This window comes from Pontibacter coccineus, assembly GCF_030546575.1.
GTDB classification, from domain to species: Bacteria; Bacteroidota; Bacteroidia; order Cytophagales; family Hymenobacteraceae; genus Pontibacter; species Pontibacter coccineus.
Genome location: NZ_JAUOTN010000003.1, coordinates 357,009 through 381,657 on the forward strand (window position 1 = coordinate 357,009; position 24,649 = coordinate 381,657).

General features: G+C 46.3%; 22 protein-coding genes. 18 read left to right on the forward strand and 4 right to left on the reverse strand.

Features of this window, described 5'->3' with window-relative positions:
* The first annotated feature begins 139 nt into the window (after positions 1-139).
* Positions 140-3,016, forward strand: a complete 2,877-nt coding sequence (locus tag Q4E40_RS08775) for a tetratricopeptide repeat protein (protein WP_303411483.1) — start codon at positions 140-142, stop codon at positions 3,014-3,016.
* A 168-nt stretch (positions 3,017-3,184) separates the two neighbouring features.
* Positions 3,185-3,745: a SixA phosphatase family protein gene (locus Q4E40_RS08780; protein WP_303411484.1), complete on the forward strand. Its 561-nt coding sequence runs from the start codon at positions 3,185-3,187 to the stop codon at positions 3,743-3,745.
* Positions 3,746-3,748: 3 nt separating this feature from the next.
* On the opposite strand, the gene Q4E40_RS08785 is transcribed toward Q4E40_RS08780, so the two are convergent.
* The 3 genes from Q4E40_RS08785 to Q4E40_RS08795 all read right to left on the reverse strand — a co-directional run bounded on the left by Q4E40_RS08785 (position 3,749) and on the right by Q4E40_RS08795 (position 5,892).
* Positions 3,749-4,180, reverse strand: coding sequence for an RDD family protein (locus Q4E40_RS08785; RefSeq protein WP_303411485.1), 432 nt, complete (start codon positions 4,178-4,180; stop codon positions 3,749-3,751).
* Positions 4,181-4,276: 96 nt separating this feature from the next.
* Positions 4,277-4,780 carry a methylated-DNA--[protein]-cysteine S-methyltransferase gene (locus Q4E40_RS08790; protein WP_303411486.1) on the reverse strand — a complete coding sequence of 168 codons (504 nt, stop codon included), beginning with the start codon at positions 4,778-4,780 and terminating at the stop codon, positions 4,277-4,279.
* A gap of 104 nt (positions 4,781-4,884) precedes the next feature.
* Complete coding sequence (locus Q4E40_RS08795) at positions 4,885-5,892, reverse strand: c-type cytochrome (RefSeq protein ID WP_303411487.1); 1,008 nt, start codon at positions 5,890-5,892, stop codon at positions 4,885-4,887.
* A 411-nt stretch (positions 5,893-6,303) separates the two neighbouring features.
* On the opposite strand from Q4E40_RS08795, the gene Q4E40_RS08800 reads away from it, so the two are divergent.
* The 4 genes from Q4E40_RS08800 to Q4E40_RS08815 all read left to right on the forward strand — a co-directional run bounded on the left by Q4E40_RS08800 (position 6,304) and on the right by Q4E40_RS08815 (position 9,821).
* A complete protein-coding gene (locus Q4E40_RS08800) occupies positions 6,304-6,759 on the forward strand; it encodes a MarR family winged helix-turn-helix transcriptional regulator (RefSeq protein ID WP_303411488.1) in 456 nt (151 codons plus the stop codon).
* A gap of 166 nt (positions 6,760-6,925) precedes the next feature.
* Positions 6,926-7,585 carry a YceI family protein gene (locus tag Q4E40_RS08805; protein WP_303411490.1) on the forward strand — a complete coding sequence of 220 codons (660 nt, stop codon included), beginning with the start codon at positions 6,926-6,928 and terminating at the stop codon, positions 7,583-7,585.
* A 508-nt stretch (positions 7,586-8,093) separates the two neighbouring features.
* Positions 8,094-8,756: a YceI family protein gene (locus Q4E40_RS08810; RefSeq protein WP_303411491.1), complete on the forward strand. Its 663-nt coding sequence runs from the start codon at positions 8,094-8,096 to the stop codon at positions 8,754-8,756.
* A 303-nt stretch (positions 8,757-9,059) separates the two neighbouring features.
* The gene (locus Q4E40_RS08815; RefSeq protein ID WP_303411492.1) at positions 9,060-9,821 is read left to right on the forward strand and encodes a DUF6503 family protein; all 762 of its coding nucleotides are present in this window, start codon (positions 9,060-9,062) and stop codon (positions 9,819-9,821) included.
* 221 nt (positions 9,822-10,042) lie between these two features.
* Here Q4E40_RS08815 and Q4E40_RS08820 read toward each other — a convergent pair whose 3' ends face one another.
* The gene (locus Q4E40_RS08820; RefSeq protein WP_303411493.1) at positions 10,043-10,933 is read right to left on the reverse strand and encodes a flavin reductase family protein; all 891 of its coding nucleotides are present in this window, start codon (positions 10,931-10,933) and stop codon (positions 10,043-10,045) included.
* 340 nt (positions 10,934-11,273) lie between these two features.
* On the opposite strand from Q4E40_RS08820, the gene Q4E40_RS08825 reads away from it, so the two are divergent.
* The 12 genes from Q4E40_RS08825 (at position 11,274) to Q4E40_RS08880 (ending at position 24,646) form a co-directional block, all read left to right on the forward strand.
* A complete protein-coding gene (locus Q4E40_RS08825) occupies positions 11,274-12,062 on the forward strand; it encodes a polysaccharide biosynthesis/export family protein (RefSeq protein WP_303411495.1) in 789 nt (262 codons plus the stop codon).
* Between the two features lie 21 nt (positions 12,063-12,083).
* Complete coding sequence (locus Q4E40_RS08830) at positions 12,084-14,441, forward strand: GumC family protein (protein ID WP_303411496.1); 2,358 nt, start codon at positions 12,084-12,086, stop codon at positions 14,439-14,441.
* An 88-nt stretch (positions 14,442-14,529) separates the two neighbouring features.
* Positions 14,530-15,840 (forward strand): nucleotide sugar dehydrogenase, encoded by a 1,311-nt coding sequence (locus Q4E40_RS08835; RefSeq protein ID WP_303411497.1) that lies wholly within the window; start codon positions 14,530-14,532, stop codon positions 15,838-15,840.
* 110 nt (positions 15,841-15,950) lie between these two features.
* Positions 15,951-16,946 carry an SDR family oxidoreductase gene (locus Q4E40_RS08840; protein ID WP_303411499.1) on the forward strand — a complete coding sequence of 332 codons (996 nt, stop codon included), beginning with the start codon at positions 15,951-15,953 and terminating at the stop codon, positions 16,944-16,946.
* 66 nt (positions 16,947-17,012) lie between these two features.
* Positions 17,013-18,062, forward strand: a complete 1,050-nt coding sequence (gene rfbB, locus Q4E40_RS08845; RefSeq protein ID WP_303411501.1) for a dTDP-glucose 4,6-dehydratase — start codon at positions 17,013-17,015, stop codon at positions 18,060-18,062.
* Positions 18,063-18,077: 15 nt separating this feature from the next.
* The gene (gene rfbC, locus Q4E40_RS08850) at positions 18,078-18,641 is read left to right on the forward strand and encodes a dTDP-4-dehydrorhamnose 3,5-epimerase (protein ID WP_303411502.1); all 564 of its coding nucleotides are present in this window, start codon (positions 18,078-18,080) and stop codon (positions 18,639-18,641) included.
* 105 nt (positions 18,642-18,746) lie between these two features.
* A complete protein-coding gene (rfbA, locus tag Q4E40_RS08855; protein WP_303411504.1) occupies positions 18,747-19,610 on the forward strand; it encodes a glucose-1-phosphate thymidylyltransferase RfbA in 864 nt (287 codons plus the stop codon).
* 18 nt (positions 19,611-19,628) lie between these two features.
* On the forward strand, positions 19,629-21,071 hold the full coding sequence (locus tag Q4E40_RS08860) for a lipopolysaccharide biosynthesis protein (RefSeq protein ID WP_303411506.1): 1,443 nt from the start codon (positions 19,629-19,631) through the stop codon (positions 21,069-21,071).
* Positions 21,068-22,135, forward strand: coding sequence for a DegT/DnrJ/EryC1/StrS family aminotransferase (locus Q4E40_RS08865; protein ID WP_303411509.1), 1,068 nt, complete (start codon positions 21,068-21,070; stop codon positions 22,133-22,135). The genes Q4E40_RS08860 and Q4E40_RS08865 overlap by 4 nt, the downstream gene beginning before the upstream one ends.
* A 17-nt stretch (positions 22,136-22,152) precedes the next feature.
* On the forward strand, positions 22,153-23,469 hold the full coding sequence (locus Q4E40_RS08870; protein ID WP_303411510.1) for a polysaccharide pyruvyl transferase family protein: 1,317 nt from the start codon (positions 22,153-22,155) through the stop codon (positions 23,467-23,469).
* Positions 23,470-23,474: 5 nt separating this feature from the next.
* Positions 23,475-24,176, forward strand: coding sequence for a WbqC family protein (locus Q4E40_RS08875; RefSeq protein WP_303411511.1), 702 nt, complete (start codon positions 23,475-23,477; stop codon positions 24,174-24,176).
* Positions 24,177-24,244: 68 nt separating this feature from the next.
* The gene (locus tag Q4E40_RS08880) at positions 24,245-24,646 is read left to right on the forward strand and encodes a GNAT family N-acetyltransferase (RefSeq protein ID WP_303411513.1); all 402 of its coding nucleotides are present in this window, start codon (positions 24,245-24,247) and stop codon (positions 24,644-24,646) included.
* Positions 24,647-24,649: the final 3 nt, after the last annotated feature.

Here is a 24,649-nt window from a genome sequence, read left to right on the forward strand (position 1 = left end):
CAATCAGCAATTAACAATTCAACCAATTAACAATTTAACGATTCAACCATCCAACAATCAACAATTAAAAATTTCCCTTTGTCTTCAGAATAAGGCAGCTTAATTTAGGGTGATCAATCGCCTTGCCAAAACAGAAACTATGCCGCGCCTCCTGATTGCCTGCCTTTGCTATACCTTGTTGTGCCTTTCTATACCTGCCCTCGCCCAACAGCCCGACCAGATTGCCGAAGTGAAGGCCAGATTGGAGAAAGAGAAAAGCGCCCTCCGGGAGAAAGGTACAAGACCGTTGCCTGAGAGGGCAGACCGCATGCTGGACCTGGGGATGTGGCAGGAGGCCGAGGCGCTGCTGAGATCAGCTACTCCCTCTACTACTGTTAACTTAGCGAAGGCCCGGCTTGCCATGTTGCGCCATGAATACCAGGCGGCCGATGCGTTGGTGGGAGGGGTACTGAAGCAGGAGCCCGCCAACAGAGCAGCCCTGATATTGCATGGCAAATTGCAGATTCAAGCCTGGGAATTGAAGGAGGCGCTGGCCACTACTCAAAAACTGCTGCGTGTCAATCCGAAAGATGAAGAGGCTACCCTGCTGGCAGGACGCATCCTGATGCTGCAGAAAAAGTACAACGAGGCCTTGGCGCAGGCACTGAAAGTGCAGCGCTGGAACCCCAGCAATGCGGCCGCTTACCTGCTGGAGTCTGATGTGCTATTCTGGGACCAAAAGCCCGAGGAGGCCGAGAAGCCCCTTGTCAAAAGCCTGACTCTTGACCCATTCGATGCGGATGCCCGTTTCAACTACGGCTATGCCATCTGGCGCCGGGTAGACGCCACGCAACTGAACGCCATGGCTGCGCAGTGGGAACTGGCACTGGAACTCAACCCACTGCACTATGTTACGCACTGGCACTGGGGCAATGGCCACACCAACCTCACCTATGCCGATTATGCCCAGCCGGAAGACGAAGCTGTTCGTAAAGCCCTGCAACCCGCTGATCAACTTATTTCTCAAAACAAACTGCAGGAAGCCCTGGCTGAGATCCGCAAAGTGCAGCAAGCCTACCCGGCTTCGGTACTGCCCGACATGCTGCGCGGCTCTGCCTATTACATGGCCTTCGACTTGCCGCGCCAGCCGCGTCTCGACTCGGCGGAAGTTATTTTCCAGCGCATCCTCCGCAATAAACAGCACTATGGTCCGGCGCACAATGCCCTGGCTGCTGTCATCAAGCAAAAACAGCTCGTATACCTGGCCGCTTATGATTCACTCTCGCAGGTGATCTGGCAGACGGAGGTCAAGGACCCGGTCAACTTTGCCCGCGTTTTTCCGGATGTAACCTACTATCCCGGAGAGACCGTGCAGAAAATGGTCTGGTCGCAGCTCTACGCCAGCACGGTGTATTTCCCTTTCCTATCTCGGCAGGGCGAAAAGTTCGTGATCCCGCCCCTGCACATCGACCTGGCCATTGCCATGAATTCGCCTTACTTCCGGCAGGCCACCACCTTCGACAACCGCCAGTGGATGGACATCCGGGGAGTAGGAAGCGGGGCGGCCGCCATTGAGTACGTGATCCGGGGAGCTTACCTGGAGCGGAACGTGGTGCTGCACGAGTATGTGCACCTGTTTCACGGACGTGTGTTTACAGACGCTGAAAACCGGGCTGTGCGCCAGCTTTACCACAATGCCATGAAAGAGGGGCGCACGCTCGATTATTACTCGGCCAACAACGAGCATGAGTACCTGGCCCAGACCTATCCGGCTTATTTCGAGCCCGTGAAAGTGCATCCGCTCAACCACAAGTCCATCAACACCACCGGCGACCTGAAGGCAAAGGATCCGGCGCTCTATACCTTCCTGGACGAGCTTGTGAAAAGGCAGCAAGCCTACCTGGCCGGCAACAAACAGGCCATGGCCAGCAACTGGGCACAGGTATATCTGAACCTGGCCGATCGCGAAACCAGAGCACAGAACTACCCCAAAGCCGCCGCACTTCTGGACTCAGCTCTCACCTGGGATGCCAGCTACCAACCTGCCCTGATAGCCTATGCCGGTCTGAAGCAGAGACAACTGGCCTTCGACGAAGCGCAGCAGTGGCTGCAGCGGGCACAAAAAGTAAACAAGGACTATGCACCGATCTATACCGCAGAGGCAGATTTGTTCGAAGCGCGCCGCAGAGCCGGACAATTGTCGGTTCGCCGGGCAGTGCAGGAGCAGCAGTCGCGCTACGACCAGGCCCTTTTGCTCGAGGATGACCTGCTGACCCGTGCCCGCATTAACCAAGCTTTCCGGGAGATGTATGCATCCTATGGACGTCTTTCAGAGGCTATTGCGGTAGGAGAGCGCTACGTGCAGGAAGCACCGACCATCTCCACCTATCTGCGCGATCGTCGCGACGAGGCACAGGCTTATACCAGCTGGCTGCGCGGCACAGCCGCCCCATCGCAGGAGGCGGAGCGTACGTTGGCGACACTGGTCGCCCGCAAGCCGCAGCATTACGAACTGCGCCAGCAGTATGCAGAAGTTTTGGCCACACAGGGCAAGTATACCGAAGCCATCGCTACCCTCGCAGAAGCGCAGCGCATCCTCACGGCTGCAGGTACGCCCCGACCGGGCTACATGGTGCGCATGGCGGCCTGGCAGTTGCAGTTGGGAGATAAAGCCGCCGCCCTGCAATTGCTGGAGCCAATCAACAACGGTAAAATGCGTGCCCGCAGCGAAGCCACCTTGCTAGCCAGGGTATACGCCGGACTAGGAGACACTCATAAGGCACAGGAAGAACTCAAGAAGCAACCCGTACAAAACACGCCTGCCGAATTAGCTAATTTCCTGTTCGCCTCCGGCAAGGTATGGGAAGCGGAAAAAGAACCCAAGCGCGCCCGGAAAGCCTACGAAGCCGCCCTCCGCGAAAACCCATACCTGTACGAAGCCCGCCAAAGCCTGGTCCGACTGCTGCTCGAAGAAGGGAAAAACAGCCAGGCCGAACGTTTGCTTACAGAAGGGATAGAGTTGGGGTATAAGTTGTAGGGGGTAAAGTACATTTTCCAATGTGGGGGTATCTGCCTTCTAATTCAAAAAAAGCTTAAGTCTCTTTAAATCACACTGACAATTATATTGTAAAAATCAAAGCTTGAAATTCCGTTTAACTTCTTAACTTTCTACATCTAAACACCCCCTCTTCCAAATTCTAAACTCATGAAAAATCTCTTCCGACTCAGTTTCTTTCTTTTATTCCTGGGCCTTTTCAGTGCCTGTAATTCCAGCACCTCAACTTCTGATCAGCAGATCGAGGAGATTGAGACCGCTACGGAAGTGACCACCGTATACCTGGTGCGCCACGCCGAGAAGGATACCACCGATGCTTCCAACGAAGATCCGGAGCTGACAGAGGCGGGACATGCACGGGCTGAGGCCTTGCGGGCTTTGCTGGAAGGGCAGGAGGTGGATGTTTTGTATGCGACGAAGTATATGCGCACCGGTCAGACGCTTTACCCCCTGGCCAAGGAACGTAACTTGGAGGTGGTGCAGTATGAGGGGCATGATTTCGAAGGGCTGAAAGCACGTATACTGCAGGAGCACCGCGGACAAACGGTTGTAGTGGCCGGGCACTCTAATACCCTCTTGCCGATTATCGAAGCGTTTGGGGCGACAAAGCCCTTTGAGGAGATCGCTGACAGCCAGTACCGTTATTTGTTTAAAATGACTGTTCGTCCGGACAGTACGGCTAGTGTGGAAGTAACTGAGTTCGGGGCCTAAGTTTTAAGACAGGACCCTGGTTTTGCAAATACGGTCGTGAAACAAGCGGGAATGGGAGGAAGCTTTCGTTCCTGTTAACGCCTGCATGAGCAGCACAAAAATGCTGATTGGCCTGAAAAGGTAGCGGAGGCTGGCGCATCGGAACGAGATGCGGTCACCAGATTGCCCTACGACGCGGAGTCCCAGCAGATGTTTGCCCACAGAACCCTGCCAGGCGGCACTTTCGGTACCGGCAAAGTATAACCAACCCATCAGGAGGTGCAGCAGCCGCTCTGACTTAAGTAGGAACGCCTCTTCGTTGCTGCTAATGGTAAAGTACTCGATCAGTCCGATAATGGTAAGCAGAAATAGAGTGTCCAGGCAAAAAGCAAGTGCCCGGGTTCCCAATTGGGCTTCGAGCAGGTTCGGTTTCGCTTTCTGATAAGACAATTGCATACAATAAGGGAGTAATAGCACCTTAACATAGGGTGCTATTATGTTATACTACATACTGTCAGGTGGGTTGCAGTATTTTATTTATAATTTGAACTTTTAAAAGAGAGAGGTTTGTGTAACAGTTTGCAATGCCCCTTCATGGCGTAAAAGCCATTCTTTCCGCCACAATCCTCCAGCATAACCCGTCAGGCTTCCGTCGCTGCCGATTACCCGGTGGCAGGGTACCACAATACAAATTGGGTTGCGGCCATTGGCAGCCCCTACGGCTCGTATCGCCTTCTCACCCGAAACACCTCTCGCTATAGCCAGGTAACTGGTCGTTTTGCCGTGCGGTATACCTTGCAGTGTGTGCCATACCTGCTTCTGGAAAGGGGTACCTGCAGGCGCCAACGTTAAGTCAAAATCCTGGCGCTTTCCCGCAAAGTACTCTTCGAGCTGCAGTGCGCAGGCGCTGATGCAGGCGGGCATTACATGAGTCTGCTCAGAAGGTGCTCCCTCCGCATCACAGAATCTGACTTCTGTTATACCCTGGTCTGTGCCGCTTATTCGAAGCAGCCCAAGAGGCGACTGCATATAGGTAGTGTAGGTTCTGCTTTCCATGTTTTGCGCTTGGCTATACCTCAAATATAGAAATAGTATAGCACGTTTGCCACCATACCTCTGAAAGCATAGTAGCAAATAGGCGGGGCAGGTATAGGATAGAACTAGTTGCTCGCTACTGCAGCTGGCGGGGTGTAGCGCTCTACCTTGTTGGGGTTCGCTTCTACTGACATGAGGTATTTGTAAATGGCTTTCAGGTCAGCTTCCTCCATGCCGGCATACATGGTCCAGGGCATAATGGTGTTGAAGGCATCCGGCGCTAACTTAGCAGCAGTAGCTTCAGATATTTCATGGCTTTTGAAGCGTTTTACAAAGGCCTCTTCTGTCCAGCTACCTATACCTGATTGTTTGTCTGGTGTAATGTTAGCGGAGCGCAACACAGCTCCGTTCGGTGCTTTAAACTCAAATCCGCCGGCCAGGTACTTCCCTTCGATAGGTGCTCCTTTCTCCTGAGGTGTGTGGCATTCAGCGCAAGCTGCTATTGTAAGCAGGTACTTGCCGCGGACCAGTTCATCCTGCAGCGCGTGCTCGTCGGTGGGAGTTGGCTTGCCTGACGGGATGGTGCGCAGAATTAAACTCATTGGAAAATCGGGTTTTGATTTCGGTACCTCGTGCCTGATGGGGTCAAGTGACCGGATGTAGGAGACGATAGCGTAGGCATCGTTAGTAGTCATATTGGCATAAGACTTATAAGGCATCACCGGGAAGAGCGGGTCTCCATTGCGGCTCACACCGGTTGTGAAGGCACGGTATACCTCGCCGTCAGTCCAGTTGCCTATACCTGTCTCGTTGTCGGATGTGATGTTGCGGGCATAAAATATGCCGGGAAAGCCCATCGAATGATCAAATACATCGCCTCCCTTGCCCTCGGTGCCCGGTATAATCGGGCCTGAGAAGCGGGAAAAGTCACGGGTAGAGTGGCAATCGATGCAAACAGCCACATGATTGGCCAGGTAAGCGCCCCGCTCAATTAGCTCCGGCGTTTTATTAATGGTGATAGCAGGCGCTGCATCCACCTTTGGGAAGGTATAGCGTAGGTATAAGACTCCTGCCGCCGCAATCACCACCAGCGCCACAAGCAGCATACCGAGGATCCTAAATGCTTTTTTCATACAAGTGAGGGGTATAAGGTATACTATAGGTTTCTGAATCAACTATAAAGTGTAATATTTTAAATAAATATCTTTATAATCAAGTCGTGCTACAGTTTACCTGTCTTGTTTTGAGTATAGTGAACCAGGACCTATGTGAAACGCCAAATAAATTAAGTAAATAATCGAACTATGTTTCTGTATTAAATGTATGTACATATATTTGTGAGGAGTTTTTTCCTTTATTGTCATCCTGACACTATAATGGATCCGGATTTCACGAGAACTTGAGCAATACTTCATATTTTTCCCGCATAAGGAGCCCTTACTCTCTAATTGAAATGAACTAATAAAGCTTAAGTTGAGGGCACTGAGCAAGGAGATGGTTTTAGCATCCTGAAACCAAACCAACTTATCAAGAAACCACATAAAATGAACATAGAAGAAGAAATCAAGCAGCCGGTTTTTAGGAGTCCGCACCAAAAAGCGTACATTAACCTGGTGTATACTGCAGGGTGGGTGGAGCAACAGCAAAGCGCGCAATTCAAACCATTTGGTGTAAGTTTGCCACAGTATAATATTTTGCGTATCCTGCGCGGACAATACCCAAAGCCCACTACCGTTAGCATGCTGATTGAGCGTATGCTCGACAAGACCTCTAACGCTTCGCGGATCGTTGATAAGCTGGTAGCCAAAGAACTGGTGACTCGGCAGCAGTGCCCAAACGACCGGCGTACGGTCGATGTGCTGATCACTGACAAAGGCCTCGACCTGCTTAAAAAAATGGACGAACTGGAGGGAGGGAAGGGAACAGGTATAACCAACCTGTCAGACGAAGAGGCCCTGCAACTAAGCAAACTTCTAGATAAAGTGAGGGGTGGGAGTTAGGAAGGTAAAAGGTTAGAAAGTTTGGAAGAGACAAAGTATGTACCGACGTTATACCGTCACGTGTCCAAATCGTGTTCTTAATAATTAACCATCAACAATTTAACAATTTAGTTATTAAACCATTTAACAATATAACCATCCAACCATTCAACAATTTATAAATCACATGAAGAAAACCGCTATTCTGGCATCGCTCGCAGCTGCGCTGATGCTTTCTGCCTTTACCGGCACCTCCCGCACTGATTTGAATGCAACTGAAGCAGCCGCTCCTGCCAAGGCTCGTACGTTTGCTGTGGAGACTGCTGCCAGCGAAGTGAACTGGAACGCCAAAAAAGTGACCGGTGAGCACTACGGCAAAATATCCATGAAAAGCGGTCAGCTGCAGGTTGACAAAAACCGTGTGACGGGCGGCACCTTCGAGTTTGACATGAGCTCCATCACAGTAGAGGACATCAAAGATGCCGGCATGAATGGCAAGCTGGTTGGTCACCTGAAGTCAGACGATTTCTTCGGTGTTGAAAAGAACCCGAGCGCTACTTTTGTGATTACAGAAGCCACCCCAATTGCCAAAGCTGCCGCTGGTCAGCCTAACTACAACGTAAAAGGTAACCTGACCATCAAAGGCATCACCAATCCGGTTAGCTTCCCGGCTACCATCACGGTAAAGGACGGCGTAGCCACTGCCAAAGCCGATGTAACCGTAGACCGCACCAAATACGACATCCGCTACCGTTCCAGCAACTTCTTCGAGAACCTGGGCGATAAGGCGATCTACGATGAGTTTACAGTGAGCTTTAATGTAAAAGCGAAGCAGAAGAATAGCTAAGGTATAACTGAAGAAATTCCATTCGAGCCCTCCCCTGAAAATAGGGGAGGGCTTTTTGTTTCTTGTCTGAATCAGGATTTGCAGGATTTAGGGATTAACAGGATTAATTCCTGCACACCCTCGCTCGCGTCCCGCGAGTGTGGGCTATCTGCCGGACTCTGACCGCTATAATATGTGTCTCCGGCACAAGTGGCGAGACACCACTAAATACATCACACTCGCGGGACGCGAGCGAGAGCAGTATATACAATTCATGATTAATACTTTCTTGAGCCTCAAGAGCCTTATTAACCCTTTAATCCTGTGAATCTTGTGGGTAGAAGTACTCGACAAGATTCAGGTAATTTACCCGTGTACGATTCGGACAGGTCGCGGCCTGTCCCTACAGGCTCTTTTCATTTTTCAATAATTCAACAATTTTTTCTGAACTATGTTTGTACAATTAATGTATATACATTAGATTTGCAACTCAAGTTCAGAAAACTATTATTATCTAAATTAGAATTACATGAAAAAGACAGCAATCCTTGCTTCTATGGCCGCAGCGCTTTTCTTCACTGCCTGCACCGACAGCAACACTGCAACTGAGAACACAACTGCCGTAACAACTGAAGCCACTGCTGCTGCAGAGGGTGAAGCTTATGCCGTAGATACGGCTGCCAGCGAACTGACCTGGAATGGTAAAAAAGTAGGTGGCGAGCATTCTGGTAACATCGGCCTGCAAGGTGGCGAACTGGTAGTAACTGATGGCCAGTTAGTAGGTGGCGAGTTTACCATCGATATGGCCTCCATCACCAACACTGACTTAACAGATGCCAAGTACAATGCTGACTTAGTAGGTCACCTGAAGTCAGACGATTTCTTTGGCGTAGAGCAGCACCCAACAGCTAATTTCAAGATAAATAGCATCAACCCGATTGCTGACGCTGCTGCCGGTCAGCCAAATTATAACGTAGAAGGCGACCTGACGATCAAAGGCAAAACCAACCCGGTAAGCTTCCCAGCAACAGTTACTGTAGAGAATGGCACAGCCACTGCGAAAGCTGATGTGATCGTTGACCGTGCCAAGTATGATGTGCGCTACGGCTCTAAGAGCTTCTTCGATGACCTGGGCGACAAAGTAATCGACGATAACTTCACCGTAAGCCTGGATATTACAGCTAAAAAATAATTGCCTCTCGTAGGTAGACTTCACAAAAGCCCTCTCCTAATAACAGGAGGGGCTTTTTGTTTTTAGGAGGAGCAGGTTCCTGTTTATCATCTCGACAGTAGGAGGGATCCGGATCATTTCAAAGCCTGTACAACAGTTCAGATTTCTCACTGGCGTTCGGAATGATAAAAAAATACTTTCTGCGAGTGTTAGGATCGATACAGATTACTCGTGCACGATTCGGGAAGGTCGCGACCTATCCCAACAATGAGATTGGATTTGAAAAATGATTAACTTGCCCTTACAAATTAATCTCAATATGCCATGCCGCACAAAGCACTCTATACCTTACTATTTCTTTTGCTGATCACCATCACCTCCTGCCAAACAGAGAAGCAGCCAGATGCGCAGCAGATCGTGGACCAGGCCATAGAAGCACATGGCGGTGAACGTTTCCTGAAGAGTGCAGTCAGCTTTCAGTTTAGGGACCGGCAGTATAGGGCTTTGCGCGATGGTGGGGCTTTTGTGTATAGTAGAACTCTTACGGACTCTACGGGGCAGCAGGTGCGGGACGTATGGCGCAACAGTGGCTTTACCCGCACCGTCAACGACGTGGAGGTAGAATTGCCAGAAGAAAAACAGAAAGCTTATACTGCTTCCGTTAACTCAGTAATATACTTTGCGCTCCTGCCTTATGCGCTGAACGACGAGGCCGTGCGCAAGGAATACCTGGGAGAGGCTACTATCAAAGGTGAGCCCTACCACAAAGTGCGGGTGACCTTTGCGCAGGAAGGCGGTGGCGAAGGTTACAAGGATGTCTACGTCTACTGGTTCCATCAGCAGCGCCACACTATGAACTACCTGGCCTACTCATTTCAGGAAAACGACGGCGGCACCCGTTTCCGCGAAGCCTTCAACCCCCGTACCATCGGCGGCATCCTCTTCCAGGATTATAACAACTATACCTTAAAAAACGAGACTATTCCCCTGGAAGCCTATGACCAGGCCTTCGAAGCTGGTAAAATGGAGAAGGTATCAGAAGTTGTGTTGGAAGATATTGAAGTGAAAGAGTTAGAAGGTCTGTAGGGACAGGTCGCGACCTTTCTGAATCGTGTACGAGTATATACCTGCTATATATAGTGCGTCATCCCCCTGCCCCCTTCAAAGGGGGACACTCAATATGTGAGAATCATTATTGAAGTACGCATTGAGAAAAGTCGCCCTTTGAAGGGGCAGAGGGATGACAATCGTGCACAGAATCCCCTCTTGGGAGGGGCAGGGGTGGGTTAGGAGTGCACCAACAACAATTAAACCATCAAGAACACCTTCCAAGCCTTTAGCACCTGGTGGTCATCCAGCAGCTTCCTGCCAAGTTTCTCCAATTCCTCCCGCAACTGCGTCTGGTCTCCTTTATACTTATTTAAGGTATAAGCTACTATCGGATCAGCTTTAAAAGCCTCTACCTCCTCAGCAGTAGGTATAACCTCTGTATTGCCGAGACGAGCCAGGTGGTTGCCTGTCAGGATACTGCTGTAGCGGATATGCTCCGGTAGTTGATCTATGCCAATGCCCTTGTTGCGCACGGGCTTAGGTAGTTCGAAGATGCAATCGCCATTAGCTCTGAGGTAATAATCACCACCCATACGGGCCACAGCATCGAGTTTGTAAGGATCTATCTTGCCTTCCTCGTTCAGTATGTTTTCATTCACATGAATCAGCAGCACCTCGCAGATCACCAGGTTACCCGCGCCGCCTTCCGGCCCCAGGCTGATTATTTCATTCACACGGCATTCCATGGCCACAGGGGCTTCCTTCACACGTGGGGCACGTACCATCATCGACGGCTCGGGTGTCAGGCCTGATTTGATAAACTCGTTAATGCCCTTGTCATACTCCGTGCTGGCCAGCGACATCTGCTCTACGATATCATAGTTGCCGATATTGATCACCACCTCACGGGTTGTTTCTACATTTTCCAGGGTATGCTTGCCTGTATTGTCACGTACCCGGCGGGCAGGGGAGAAGACCACAATGGGCGGTTTGGCGCTGAACACATTGAAGAAACTAAACGGGCTTAGGTTCACATTCCCCTCCTCATCCACCGTACTGGCAAAGGCAATCGGCCGCGGCGCAATGGCTCCTAACAATAAAGCATGCACTTCCGCCGTTTTGGTTTCTTTCGGGTTTATCGTTTTCATGGTGTGTCTAGTTCAGGAAGTGGTAAAAGTCTGCAAGTTACGAAATGTATGAATATAGAAATTACTGTTGTGAGACTGAAAGGGATAAACTTACCTATCAATGGAGGGGAGTATCTTCAGTGTATATCCCCTCCTTGGAGAGGCAGGGGTGGGTTAGTCTTTGTCCTCCAGTCCCCTCCTGCTTTTAGGAGGGGACTGGAGGAGGTATAATTAACCACATATATTAAATGTTTTCAAAAACATTTTGCGTAATTTTGCTTTCTAGCGACAATGAGTTTGCGTCACTGAGACTTAGCTGTGTCCTTTAGCTTGTTGCATTAGCAAATGCTATTTACCCTATATGAAAATTAAACTAGTACTCTTCCTGAGTCTTCTCTTCCTGGCCTCCTGCAGTTCACTGCGCACCCGTAACATCGTCTATTTTAGCGACCTGGAGCAAAAGCCCCTTCTCACAGAGTCAATAGAAATAAAGCGTCTGACCATTAAGCCGGGTGACTTATTAGCTATTGAAGTGCTTACTCCAAACATGGAAACGAACCTGCTGTTCAATAGAGGCATTATTATGGAGGAGGGTGCCAGTGGCGGTGGACAGATGATGCGGCAGCAGGGTAACCAAAACGAAGGCTATTTAGTAGATACGCGCGGCACTATTGACTTTCCTATATTGGGCACGATGCCTGTCAATGGGATGACGACGGAACAACTTCGAGACTCCATCCTGTTAAGGGTAAAAGAATATGTGCAGGATCCAATCGTAAAAGTAAGGTTGCAAAATTTCAGGTTTACCATGATGGGCGAGACCGGACCTTCAGTAGTAGAAGTTCCAGCCGACAACGAGGATGTGAACCTCCTTGAAGGACTGGCAATGGCAGGCGGCATTTCAATATACGGCAAGATGGAAAACGTGCTGGTGATCAGAGAGCAAAATGGTGAACGTACTATGGCTCGCTTAAACCTCAATAGTAAGGAAACGCTTACTTCGCCTTACTTTTATTTGCAGCAGAATGACATTGTGTATGTTGAGCCAGATAAGGCTAAGGTAACAGGTACCAGCTTTATCCGCCGTAACTGGGGCTTTGCAGCAGGCATTGTGTCTTCAGCCTGGGTACTCTACCAATTGTTAAAATAATATAACGCTTCCTTCTATACAATGTCCGAACTCGATTTTCAGGAAGATAATTCTGAGTCTTTAGATATAAAGGGACTGGTCATGCGGTACCTTCGCTATTGGTACCTCTTTGTGATCGGTGGAGCCATTGCTCTCACCGCGGCACACCTTTACCTGCGTTATTCTACCCCGGTTTATAGTGTGAAGGCTACTATTCTCATCAAAGATGAAAGTGGCGCTGACCTGGCGAATAGTGGCGTGTTTGGCGACATGGGTCTATTGAAATCGAACAAGTCTTTCTCAAACGAGGTGCTGGTCATCAAGTCGAAAGGCTTGATGGAGCGCGTACTAACGGAGTTGGGAATGGAAGTGTCGTATTTTGGCGAAGGACGGATCAAGTCACCAGAGTTATACGGTGGGCGAAGCCCAATTAAGGCGGTTATTGCACAACTTGACTCAGCAGGGCTTGGTAAGAGCTTTGTGGTAGAAGTAGAAGATAACAACACTTTCAGTATTTATGAAGGCGAGAACAAAGTCTCCACCCACAAGTTCGGTGAGCAGATAAAGAAACATTACGGGACTTTTACTATTGTGGCAGATTCGGATATCACCAATGATAGGGGTCGTCGTGTATTAGTGCGTTTTAATAACCTCGGTAAGCTGGCGAACAGCTACAGCAAACAGCTGGGGGTGAAAAGCGTGAACGAGTACGCTACGGTAATGGAACTCAGCCTAACAGACCCCGTACCAGCCAAAGGGAAAGACATTCTGAACAAGCTGATTGAAGTATATAATCGTGAAACAATCAATGAAAAGAACCTGGCTGTTTCGAAGACCATACAGTTTATTGATGACCGTTTAGTATACCTCACCCGGGAGCTGACAGATGTTGAGAAGGATGTAGAGCGCTATATGCAGGATAACAAATTGATAGATCCTGCTGCCAGTGGAGGGATATATCAAAGTACTGCACATGCTTACAACCAGCAGATCACAGAGAATGAAGTTAAGCTCGAAATATTAAAGTCAGTTGAATCTTACCTCCAACAGGAAGAAAATAAATATGAACTGGTTCCAACCAGCCTTGATATTGCTGACCCAACCTTAGGAGGGCTAATTGCTAACTTCAACGTCCTGCAAAACCAGCGTCGGCGCCTGGGACGTTCTGTTACGGAAAGCAATCCGGTACTGCGTAATGTAAACGAGCAGCTGGAAATTCTGCGTTTGAATATTCTGGAAAATATTCGAAATATCAGAGAAGGCTTATTGGTAGTGCGCCGGAACCTACAAGCCAGCGCCCGGCAGTTTGAATCTCAGGTTCGACAAGTACCCTCCATGAAGCGCGAGCTCACCGAAATTGAGCGACAGCAGGGTATCAAAGAGGGTTTGTACCTCTACCTACTCCAAAAGCGTGAAGAGGCCGCCTTGTCACAGGCTATTACGCCCTCCAATTCCCGTGTTCTTGATCCGGCAGCGGCCAGTGGAAGCCCCATTGAGCCTCAATCCACCAACATATACCTAATGGCTTTGTTAGCCGGACTCGCTATACCGTTCGCAGGTATATTCCTGCGCGATATGCTGAACGATACGATACAGGAGGTGCGTGAAGTTGAGAAGGCTACATCTACACCCATCCTTGGTGAAATCGGACATAATGATTCTGGTCAAATGTTGGTTATCAGCCAGGAGAGCCGTAGTTCCAGTGCTGAGCTTTTCCGTTTATTGCGTGCAAATATGCAATTTGCTGCAGGAGGCAAAGAAAATAAGGTGATTCTAGTAACTTCCAGCATGAGCGGAGAAGGTAAAACCTTTTTCAGCTTGAACCTGGCTGCCAGTTTGGGGATGACTGGTAAAAAAGTAGTTGTACTGGGTTTTGACTTAAGGAAGCCTAAGTTGACACAAGGGGTGAACTTGCCAAACAATATTGGCATTACCAATTACCTGATCTCAGACAGCGTTCAGATTGAGGATATGATTCAGTTTGCACCCGAGATGCCAGATTTAGCTATCATCGGCTCAGGGCCTATTCCACCAAATCCTGCAGAACTGATGTTGTTGCCGAAGATTGGAATGCTAATTGAAGAACTCAAGAATGCATTTGACTATATCATCCTAGATTCATCACCTGTTGGGCAAGTGGCTGATACCTTAGCATTAGCGCCCTATATCGATTCGAGTTTATACATAGTACGCTATAACTACACGCATAAAAAACAGCTACAAATTGTAGATGACCTATATAAGTCACGTAAGCTCAAGCATCTGATGATTGTGCTCAATGATGCTAAAAAGAGCAATAGTTATGGTTATTCATATGGTTACGGCTATGGGTATGGTAACTATTATGAAGAAGAGTCGAAGGGTCTGGGGAGTAAGTTGAGGAAGTTGGTGAAGGGATAAAACCCCACCCCAGCCCTCCCCTAAAAACAGGGGTGTGTTAAATGAACCCAATAAATTAGAGCATACAAAGAAAAACGAACATAAAGAAATGTCAGTTACAGAGATGACAGCTATAAAAAATGCCAAAATTGCCGTAATCGGTTTGGGGTATGTAGGTTTACCACTAGCCGTTGAATTTGCTAAGAAATTCTCTACTGTCGGATTCGATATAAACGAGGGTCGGGTGCAAGAGTTGAATGATGGGTATGATCGCACTTTAGAGATTGAAAATGATTATTTAAAATCAGTTTTAACTTCAAGCTCTAATGGACAGATAGGTTTGTATTGCTCCAATAACCTGACAGACATTGAATCCTGTAATTATTACATCGTCACTGTGCCTACCCCAGTGGATAAAAACAACCGCCCCGACCTTACTCCGCTCTACAAAGCGAGTGAGACTGTAGGGAAGGTACTAAAGCGCGGAGATACAGTGATCTATGAATCTACTGTTTACCCTGGTGTAACAGAAGAAGAATGTGTGCCGGTACTGGAGCGTATGTCTGGGCTAAAGTTTAATGTAGACTTTTTTGCAGGCTATTCTCCTGAGCGCATTAACCCGGGAGATAAGGAGCATACTGTTGCTAAAATACTAAAGATCACTTCCGGTTCTACTCCTGAAGCTGCTGAGAAAGTGGATCAACTGTATAGAACAGTGATCACAGCCGGAACTCACAAGGCAGCTTCCATCAAAGTAGCAGAAGCAGCAAAGGTAATTGAGAATGCGCAGCGCGATATTAACATTGCCTTCGTGAACGAACTTGCCAAGATTTTCAATCGCCTGGGTATTGATACTGATGAGGTGTTGGAAGCAGCCGGAACGAAATGGAATTTTCTCAAATTCAAACCTGGATTAGTAGGAGGGCACTGCATCGGCGTAGATCCTTATTACCTGGCACAAAAAGCCCAGGAAGCAGGTTATCACCCGGAGATTATTTTGGCTGGTCGCCGATTAAATGACGGTATGGGAGAGTATGTAGCCCATGAAGTGATTAAGTTGATGGTGAAAAAGGATATACCTGTGAAGGGGGCAAAAATCCTGGTGCTCGGCATAACATTTAAGGAGAACTGCCCGGACGTGCGCAATACTAAAGTAGTAGACATCCTGCGCACGCTCAAAGATTACGATACCAATATCACGATCTACGACCCATGGGCTGAGCCAGCGGAAGTGAAGCATGAGTATGGTTGGGATTCTGTTAAAGAATTGAATGGTGTAACTGATTGCGATGCCATTATCTTAGCCGTATCTCACGATGAGTTTAAGTCAATGAACTTAAGCAAACTCTGTAGAGAAAAAGCCGTTATCTACGACGTGAAAGGCGTATTGCCTAAGGAATTGTCTGATGCCCGATTGTAGGTAAACTAACTGAGTCTAAAATTCCCTTCATCGGAGGGACTAGGGGTGGTTAATTGTTTGAAGGTAATAAAACTCTTAACTCATCACTTTTAACTTTTAACTAATTAATAGTGTACGATACTAAATATCACACGACAGATCTAAGCCAAAATAGCTTCCTCATTACAGGCGGAGCAGGCTTCATCGGCTCTAATATCGTCGAATACCTACTCAAGTTTGGGGCAGGAAAAGTGCGTGTACTTGATAACTTTTCTACCGGTTCTATAGCAAATATTGAAGAATTCAAAAGCAAGCCGGCTTTTGAACTAATAGAAGGTGATATCCGGGATCTGGAAACCTGCAAAAGAGCGCTGGAAGGTATAAACTATGTGTCGCATCAAGCTGCACTAGGCTCGGTACCCCGCTCCATTAACGACCCAATAACGAGTAATGAAGTAAACGTAAGCGGTTTTCTGAACATGCTGGTAGCGGCAAGAGATGCAAGAGTAGAAAACTTTATCTATGCTGCAAGCTCTAGTACTTACGGTGACCACCCGGGTCTACCTAAAATTGAGAGCCAAATTGGCAATCCGCTGTCTCCGTACGCCGTGACCAAATACGTGAACGAACTTTATGCAAGTGTCTTCTCCAAGACTTATAATTTTCACACAATAGGTCTGCGCTACTTTAATGTGTTCGGACCGAGGCAGAATCCAAAAGGACCATATGCAGCAGTGATTCCACTCCTTATTGAGGCAGCAATTGAGAACAAGCAGCCTTATATTAACGGGGACGGGGATACGAGCCGTGACTTTACTTTTGTTGAGAATGCGGTACAAGCAAACATCAAAGCCCTGCTAGCTGGAAAAATAGACAAGCATGAGGTGGTAAACATTGCATATGGCGAGCGTACTACCCTGAACCAACTATGGCAAAGAATAACTGAAACCGCAGGAATAGAACTTAACCCGGAGTATCGGGAAGAGCGACAAGGTGATGTGCGTCACAGTTTGGCGGACATCAGCAAGGCAAACCAACTAATAGACTACAATCCTCAATTTTCTGTGGCGGAAGGTTTAGATATAGCTTTCAACTGGTATAAGCGAAACAGCACTGTAGTTCAGTAATTGCCCTCCTCAAAAAGGCGGGGTTAGGGTTGGTTGAACAAACTACCATGAGAAAAATTTAACAATATGAATTTACTGATCACTGGTGGTGCCGGCTTCATCGGCTCGCACGTGGTGCGGCTTTTTGTGGAGTCCTACCCCACCTATAACATTTTCAACCTCGACACGCTCACCTATGCGGGCAACCTGCAGAACCTGCGGGACGTGGAGGAGAAGGGGAACTACACCTTTTTGAAGGGCGACATCACGGACGCTTCCTTTCTGGAGCGGCTCTTCGCTGAGCACCACTTTGACGCGGTGGTGCACCTGGCGGCCGAGTCGCACGTGGACCGCTCCATCGCAGGACCCATGGCCTTCGTGCAGACCAACGTGATGGGCACGGTCAACCTTTTGGAGGCCTGCCGACGCAGCTGGAATGGCGACTACGCGGGCAAGCTCTTCTACCACGTCTCCACTGACGAGGTGTACGGCTCGCTGGGCGCAGAGGGGCTCTTCACAGAAGAGACCCCCTACGACCCGCGCTCGCCCTACTCTGCATCGAAAGCGGCCTCGGACCACTTCGTCCGGGCCTGGCACCACACCTATGGCCTGCCCATCAAACTCTCCAACTGCTCCAACAACTACGGGCCCAACCACTTCCCCGAGAAGCTCATCCCGCTCGCCATCCACAACATCAAGGAAGGCAGGCCCGTGCCCGTCTACGGCAAGGGGGAGAACGTGCGCGACTGGCTTTACGTGTTAGACCACGCCAGGGCCATTGACGCGATCTTCCACCGCGGAAAGGTGGGGGAGACCTACAACGTGGGGGGTGTGAACGAGTGGCGCAACCTGGATCTGATCGAGCTCCTGTGCGACGTGATGGACGAGAAGCTGGGCCGCGAGCTGGGAGAGTCGCGGAAGCTGATCACCTTTGTGAAAGACCGCGCCGGCCACGACGCCCGCTACGCCATCGACTCCTCCAAGCTAATGGAGGATTTGGGCTGGGAGCCTTCGGTCACCTTCGAGCAGGGCCTAAGGAAGACTGTGGACTGGTACCTGGAAAACGGGACCTGGCTGGAGGAGGTCACCTCGGGCCACTACCAGCAGTATTACGCCCAGCAGTACGGGGAAAGATAAGGGAAGAGAAGAGACATGAAAGTGATAGAGACATACCTGGGGGACTGCCAGCTGCTGGAGCCGGCCGTCTTCGCAGACGAGCGGGGCAACTTCTTTGAAAGCTTCAACGAGGAGAAGTTCAACACCCTGGTGGGAAAAGAAGTGCGTTTTGTGCAGGACAACCAGTCCCTCTCCACCTACGGGGTGCTGCGGGGGCTCCATTTCCAGCGCGGGGAGCACGCGCAGGCCAAGCTGGTGCGGGTGCTGCGGGGTGAGGTGATTGACGTGGCCGTGGACCTGCGGCCGGATTCGCCCTCCTTCGGGAAGCACTTCTCGGTGGTGCTCAGCGCCGAAAACCGGCTGCAGCTTTTCATCCCGCGCGGCTTCGCCCACGGCTTTGCGGTGCTGAGCCGGGAGGCCGAGTTCTTCTACAAGTGCGACAACTACTACAACAAAGAGAGCGAGGGCAGCCTCCTCTACAGCGACCCGGAGCTGGGCATCGACTGGGGGATTGACCCGGCAGAGCTGATCGTGTCCGCAAAGGACCGCGAGAGCCCCCTCTTCGCGCAGGCAAGGGCGGTGATAAGGGGCGCCCGCTGAAACGTGGTCAGATTCCCAGGCCGGGAGGGTGAGAGCAAAAGATTGCATACCTTTGCCGCCGAAGCGACACAGTAAGTATAACGTAAAACACCAAAAAGAAAACAAATGAAAGGCATCATCCTGGCCGGGGGCTCCGGCACGCGCCTGCACCCCCTGACGCTGGCCGTGAGCAAGCAGCTCATGCCCGTCTACGACAAGCCCATGATCTACTACCCGCTCTCCACTTTGATGCTGGCGGGCATCCGGGAGATCCTGATCATCTCCACGCCGCACGATCTGCCGATGTTCGAGCGCCTCTTGGGGGACGGAAGCCGCATCGGTTGCCGCTTTGAGTACAAGGTGCAGGAGGTGCCCAACGGGCTGGCGCAGGCCTTCGTGCTCGGTGAGGAGTTCATCGGGGATGATAAAGTAGCCCTGGTGCTGGGCGACAACATCTTCTACGGGGCCGGGATGAGCAAACTGCTGCAGGCCAACGCCGACCCGGACGGGGGCGTAGTTTACGCCTACCACGTCCAGGACCCCGAGCGCTACGGCGTGGTGGAGTTCGACGAGCAGGGCAAGGCTGTCTCGATTGAGGAGAAGCCGAGTGTACCAAAAAGTAGCTACGCCGTGCCGGGACTCTATTTCTATGACAACGAGGTAGTAGAGATCGCCAAAGGCCTGGAGCCCAGCCCGCGGGGCGAGTACGAGATCACGGACGTCAACCGCGAGTACCTGCGAAGGGGAAAGCTGAAGGTAGGCGTGCTCAACCGCGGCACGGCCTGGCTCGACACGGGCACGATCCAGTCGCTGATGCAGGCGGCCACCTTCGTGCAGGTGATCGAGGAGCGGCAGGGCCTCAAGATCGGGTGTATAGAAGAAGTGGCCTGGCGCATGGGCTTCATCAACGATGAGCAGCTAAAGGCCGCAGCGGAGCCGCTGCGCAAAAGCGGATACGGCGAGTACCTGCTAAAAGCAATAAAGGGGTAGTAAGAATAATATTTAATTTTGAGCTTAAAACAAAAAACCTTATCGGCACTATTTTGGACGTTTAGTCAGCAATTTGGTGTGCAATTTATTAATTTCTTTGTTTCGGTTTTGCTTGCAAGGTCGCTAATGCCTGCTGAATTCGGCTTGATAGGTATGCTTTCTATCTTCATAGGAATAGGATCAAGCTTAATTGATAGCGGGCTCACCTCTTCTTTAATAAGAACTCCCCAACCAGATGAACGTGATTATTCAACGGTCTTTTTTATTAATCTCGTAAGTAGCATCATTATTTATATTATCTTATTTTTTAGTTCTCCTTATATTGCTGCATTTTATGAGCAACCAATACTTGAAAGTATTGTGCAGATCTATACTTTATCATTCATTATTAATGCCTTTGCTAGCGTACAGCGCACCAAATTGACAAAGGAAATGAATTTCAAGATTCAGATGACAATACAAATTCCATCTATTATTTGCAGTGGTTGTATAGGTGTTGCATTGGCTTATACCGGTTATGGTGTATGGAGTTTAGTTTTTATGAATTTATTTCAGTCACTTATTTCTACAATACAATTGTGGGTACGGAGTGGTTGGTATCCAAGCTTAATATTTGATATAGAAAAGTTTAAATATCATTTCAATTTTGGTTATAAGCTAACTTTGTCTGGTATATTAGATACTGTTTATAGCAACATATATAATTTAATAATAGGTAAATTTTTTTCCGCAGCTCAATTAGGTTTTTATACAAGAGCACAATCACTTAAAATGTTGCCTGTTAAGAACATATCCTCTGCGTTAAACAAAGTAACTTATCCGTTATTTTCCTCAATCCAAAATGACAATATTAAACTGAAAGAAGTTTACAGAAGATTAATGCAACAAGTAGTCTTTTGGTTAGCACCTACAATGATTTATTTAGCTGTAGTAGCCGAACCACTTTTTCGTGTTTTAATAGGTGAAAAGTGGATGCCTGCAGTTCCTTACTTTCAAATATTGTGTGCTGTAGGTATTATGTATCCGATCCATTCTTATAATTTAAATATTTTAAATGTTAAAGGAAGAAGTGATTTACATCTTAAGTTAGAAATAATTAAGAAAATCATTATCACTATTGGTATAGCCTGTGCCATCCCTTTTGGAATTTATGGGTTGCTCTACTTTCAACTTATTTCCTCTTCAGTTTCACTATTTATCAACTCTTGGTATAGTGGTAAATTAATTAATTACCCGATAATTGATCAATTTAAAGATCTTATACCAGAAATAATAATAGCATTAGTAACTGGAACTACTGTTTGGAGTCTTGATAATTATGTTTTTAATAATATTTTCTTACATGACTTGTTTAGGATTTCTACTTTAGGTATTGTGTATTTCACTATGTATTTAGTCATTAGCTATATCTCTAGTATTCCAGCAATTATCGATTTTAAACAACTTGTTTTAAAAAAATGATACCTGTTACAAAACCGTTTTTGCCTCCTATTGAGGAGTATGATGTATTCGTAAAGCAAATTTGGAAACGCCAATGGCTTACAAATAATGGACCATTAGTTAACGAATTAGAGTTAAAGTTAAAAGAGCATTTAAATCTACCGCATTTGCTTTTTGTAACTAATGGCACTATAGCTATACAATTAGCAATAAAAGCTTTAGGTTTAAAAGGTGAAATTATCACGACACCTTTTAGTTATGTAGCAACTACAAGTTCAATAGTATGGGAAGGTTGTAAACCTGTGTTTGTAGACATAGATAAAAATACATTAAATATTGATCCATTAGCAATTGAGTCTGCAATTACACCTAGTACATCTGCAATTCTAGCAACTCATTGTTTTGGAAATCCTTGTGATATTGATGCTATACAAATTATCGCAGAGAAACATGGGTTAAAAGTTATTTATGATGCGGCTCATTGTTTCGGTACCAAATATAAAGGAAAATCAGTTTTTGAATATGGAGATGTAAGTACTACCAGTTTTCATGCAACAAAATTGTATCATACTATTGAAGGAGGTGCTGTTTTTACGAAAGATAGTAGCGTTTTAGAACGAATTGCGTACATGCGTAATTTTGGTCATTCAGGTCCTGTAAGTTTTAATTGTGTGGGAATTAATGGTAAAAACTCAGAGTTTCATGCGGCTATGGGTTTAGCTAATTTAAAAAGCGTAGGTAATATTATAAAGAAGAGAAAAGAGCTTTCAAGGATTTATGATGCATGTCTTCCAAAGGAATTTATGAGGCCATCATTACAAAAAAACACTGATTACAATTACTCTTACTATCCAGTCATTATAGAATCAGAAGAGAAGTTATTAGTTCTAATTGAGATACTTAATAGAAATGAAATCTTTCCTAGGAGATACTTCTATCCTACACTTAATAAATTACCATACATAGGAAAAGTAGAAATGCCTGTTTCCGAAGATATTTCTAAAAGGATTATATGTTTACCTTTATATTTTGATTTAACGGAAGAAGAAGTTCATCTAATTTGTAGAACAGTAAATAGAGCATAGAATTTAAATATATAAATATGAAAATTTTACTTATAGGGCAGTGTACCCTTCACTGGGGAAGAATGGAATATGGTAACATTGGTAATTTCTACATAATTGAGCCTTTCATACGTGAATTACATAAGACTTTTGTGGGTGCCGAAATAAGCACCACTTTCCAAATGTCTGATGATTTTTGTGAAAGAGAAGGGTTAAAATGCTTGCCAATGAATTGGTACTATGCGTGGGATGAAAGCGATTTAAATACTGCTTTATTAGAATATGGTGCTGCACTAACCTATAATAAAACGGGCTACCTTCCTAAAAGTACTCCATTTATAGAAGAAGTTTTAAATAGTGATTTAGTAATAGATTTTAGTGGAGATATATGGGGAGATAATGCCAATTTTCTTGGTAAGGATAGGTTTTTGGTAGGGCTTTATAAGGACAGAGTCGCACAGCTTCTAGGCAAGCCAGTAGCAATGATTGCAGGCTCACCTGGACCTTTTAAAAATCAAGAGACATTAGCTTTTGCAAAAGAAGTATTCGAAAATTTTGATCTAGTCACGAATCGTGAAGCAGTTAGTATAGATCTTTTAACAGAAGAAGGCTTTAATGTATCTAAAGTTAAAAGCTTAGCTTGTCCTGCGTTTTTGTTTGAACCTAACTCTGGCGAGGAAATTACAAATCTACTAAAAGAAGAAGGTTTAAGCGGCAGAGAAAAACCAATAGTTGGCTTTGTATTATGTGGCTGGAACTTTTTGACAGGACCTTTTGATAAATGGCCGCGAGAAAATGAAGAATACATTCTTTTTGCCGAAGTAGTAGAGTATCTTACAGAGAAGTTAAACGTCAGTGTTTGTTTAATGTCTCATTCTAATGGATTTGATGTTCCTCCTGCACCATTTAAACTTACTCATGGTAGGGATTATCCTGTGGCAAAACAATTGGAGGAGGTATTAATAAAAAGAGGTATATCACAAGATTTCTTTGTTTTAAATAATATCTATGATACTTGGACAACAAAGGCTATTATAGGAAATTTTGATATGCTTGTTAGTGGAAGAGTTCATGCAGCTGTAGCAGGTCTTTCTCAGTGCGTTCCTACAGTAGTTATAGATTATGGACATGAACCAAAGGCTCATAAGCTGTTAGGTTTTGCTAAAGTTGCACAGGCTGAAAAATATGTCGCAGATCCTGCTCAAGTTGGCGATATGATTGCCAAGGTAATAATGTGTTGGAAAAATAGAGAGACATATAAGCAACACTTAGAACATGTAATGCCTAAGGTAAAATCAACAGCTGTTAAAAATTTCTTAGCACTTAAAGAGATAGTTGACAATACTAAAGATTAGAAAGAATGCGCGTAGCAATAATGCAGCCCTATTTTCTACCTTACATAGGGTATTTTCAGTTAATGAATGCTGTAGATACTTTTGTCGTGTACGACAATATTGAATTTTCAAAGAAAGGATGGGTGCAACGTAATAGATATTTGCAAGGAGGGAAAGACCAACTTTTTTCATTACCATTAAAGAAAGACTCTGATTATTTAAATATTGTCGATAGGTGTTTGGGTGATGTTTACATATCAGAATCTGAGAAGTTGCTGAGGAGGTTAGAATCTTCTTACAGGAAAGCACCATATTTTTCTGATGCTTTTCCAGTAATTGAAAAATGTGTGAAACACCAAGATAGAAATCTATTTAATTTTATATTTCATTCTTTAAAAGTTATAAGAGAGTATATTGATTTAGATTCTGAGTTGATAGTTTCTTCAAGAATTGATATTGAAAATGGCTTGAAGGGAGAAGAAAGGGTTATAGCAACGTGTAAGGCTTTAGGAGCAAAACATTACATTAATGCTATTGGTGGTATAGAGTTATATAATAAAAGCAGGTTTCTCAAAGAAGGAATAGCACTGTCATTCATTAAATCTGAACAAATTATTTATCAACAGTTTGGAGATAATTTTATATCAAACCTATCAATCTTAGATGTTATGATGTTCAATGATAGGGAAACTATAAAGCAATTTTTAAAAAGATATAATTTGATCTAACAGTGGAGCGATTAAAGTCCATAGATATAATTTGTTTAAAACATAATAGTCAATCAAGGAAACGGCTATTGAAACTATTACAACAAATTGACAAATCCTATATCCCTAAAATTAGTTCACAAGTTAATTTATCCGATTATTGTGACAAATTAATTTCAAAAGCAACAGTATTTGTTGCTAATATAAATAAAAAGGATGTGGGGCTACTTGCTATTTATTTGAATAATATTGAAGCTAAAACGGCATTTATAAGTTCTATTGGTGTACTAACAGAATATAGAAAATATAAAGTTGGACAGCTTTTGATCGAGCTTGCAATAACACATACAAAAAACAAAGAGTTTTATAGTATTAGTCTTGAAGTTAATCGTCAAAATATAAGAGCTATACGCTTTTACGAGAAAAATAATTTCGTTATAAATCAGGCTTCAATAGATAATGAATCATTTTATATGACACGAAGGATTTAATCT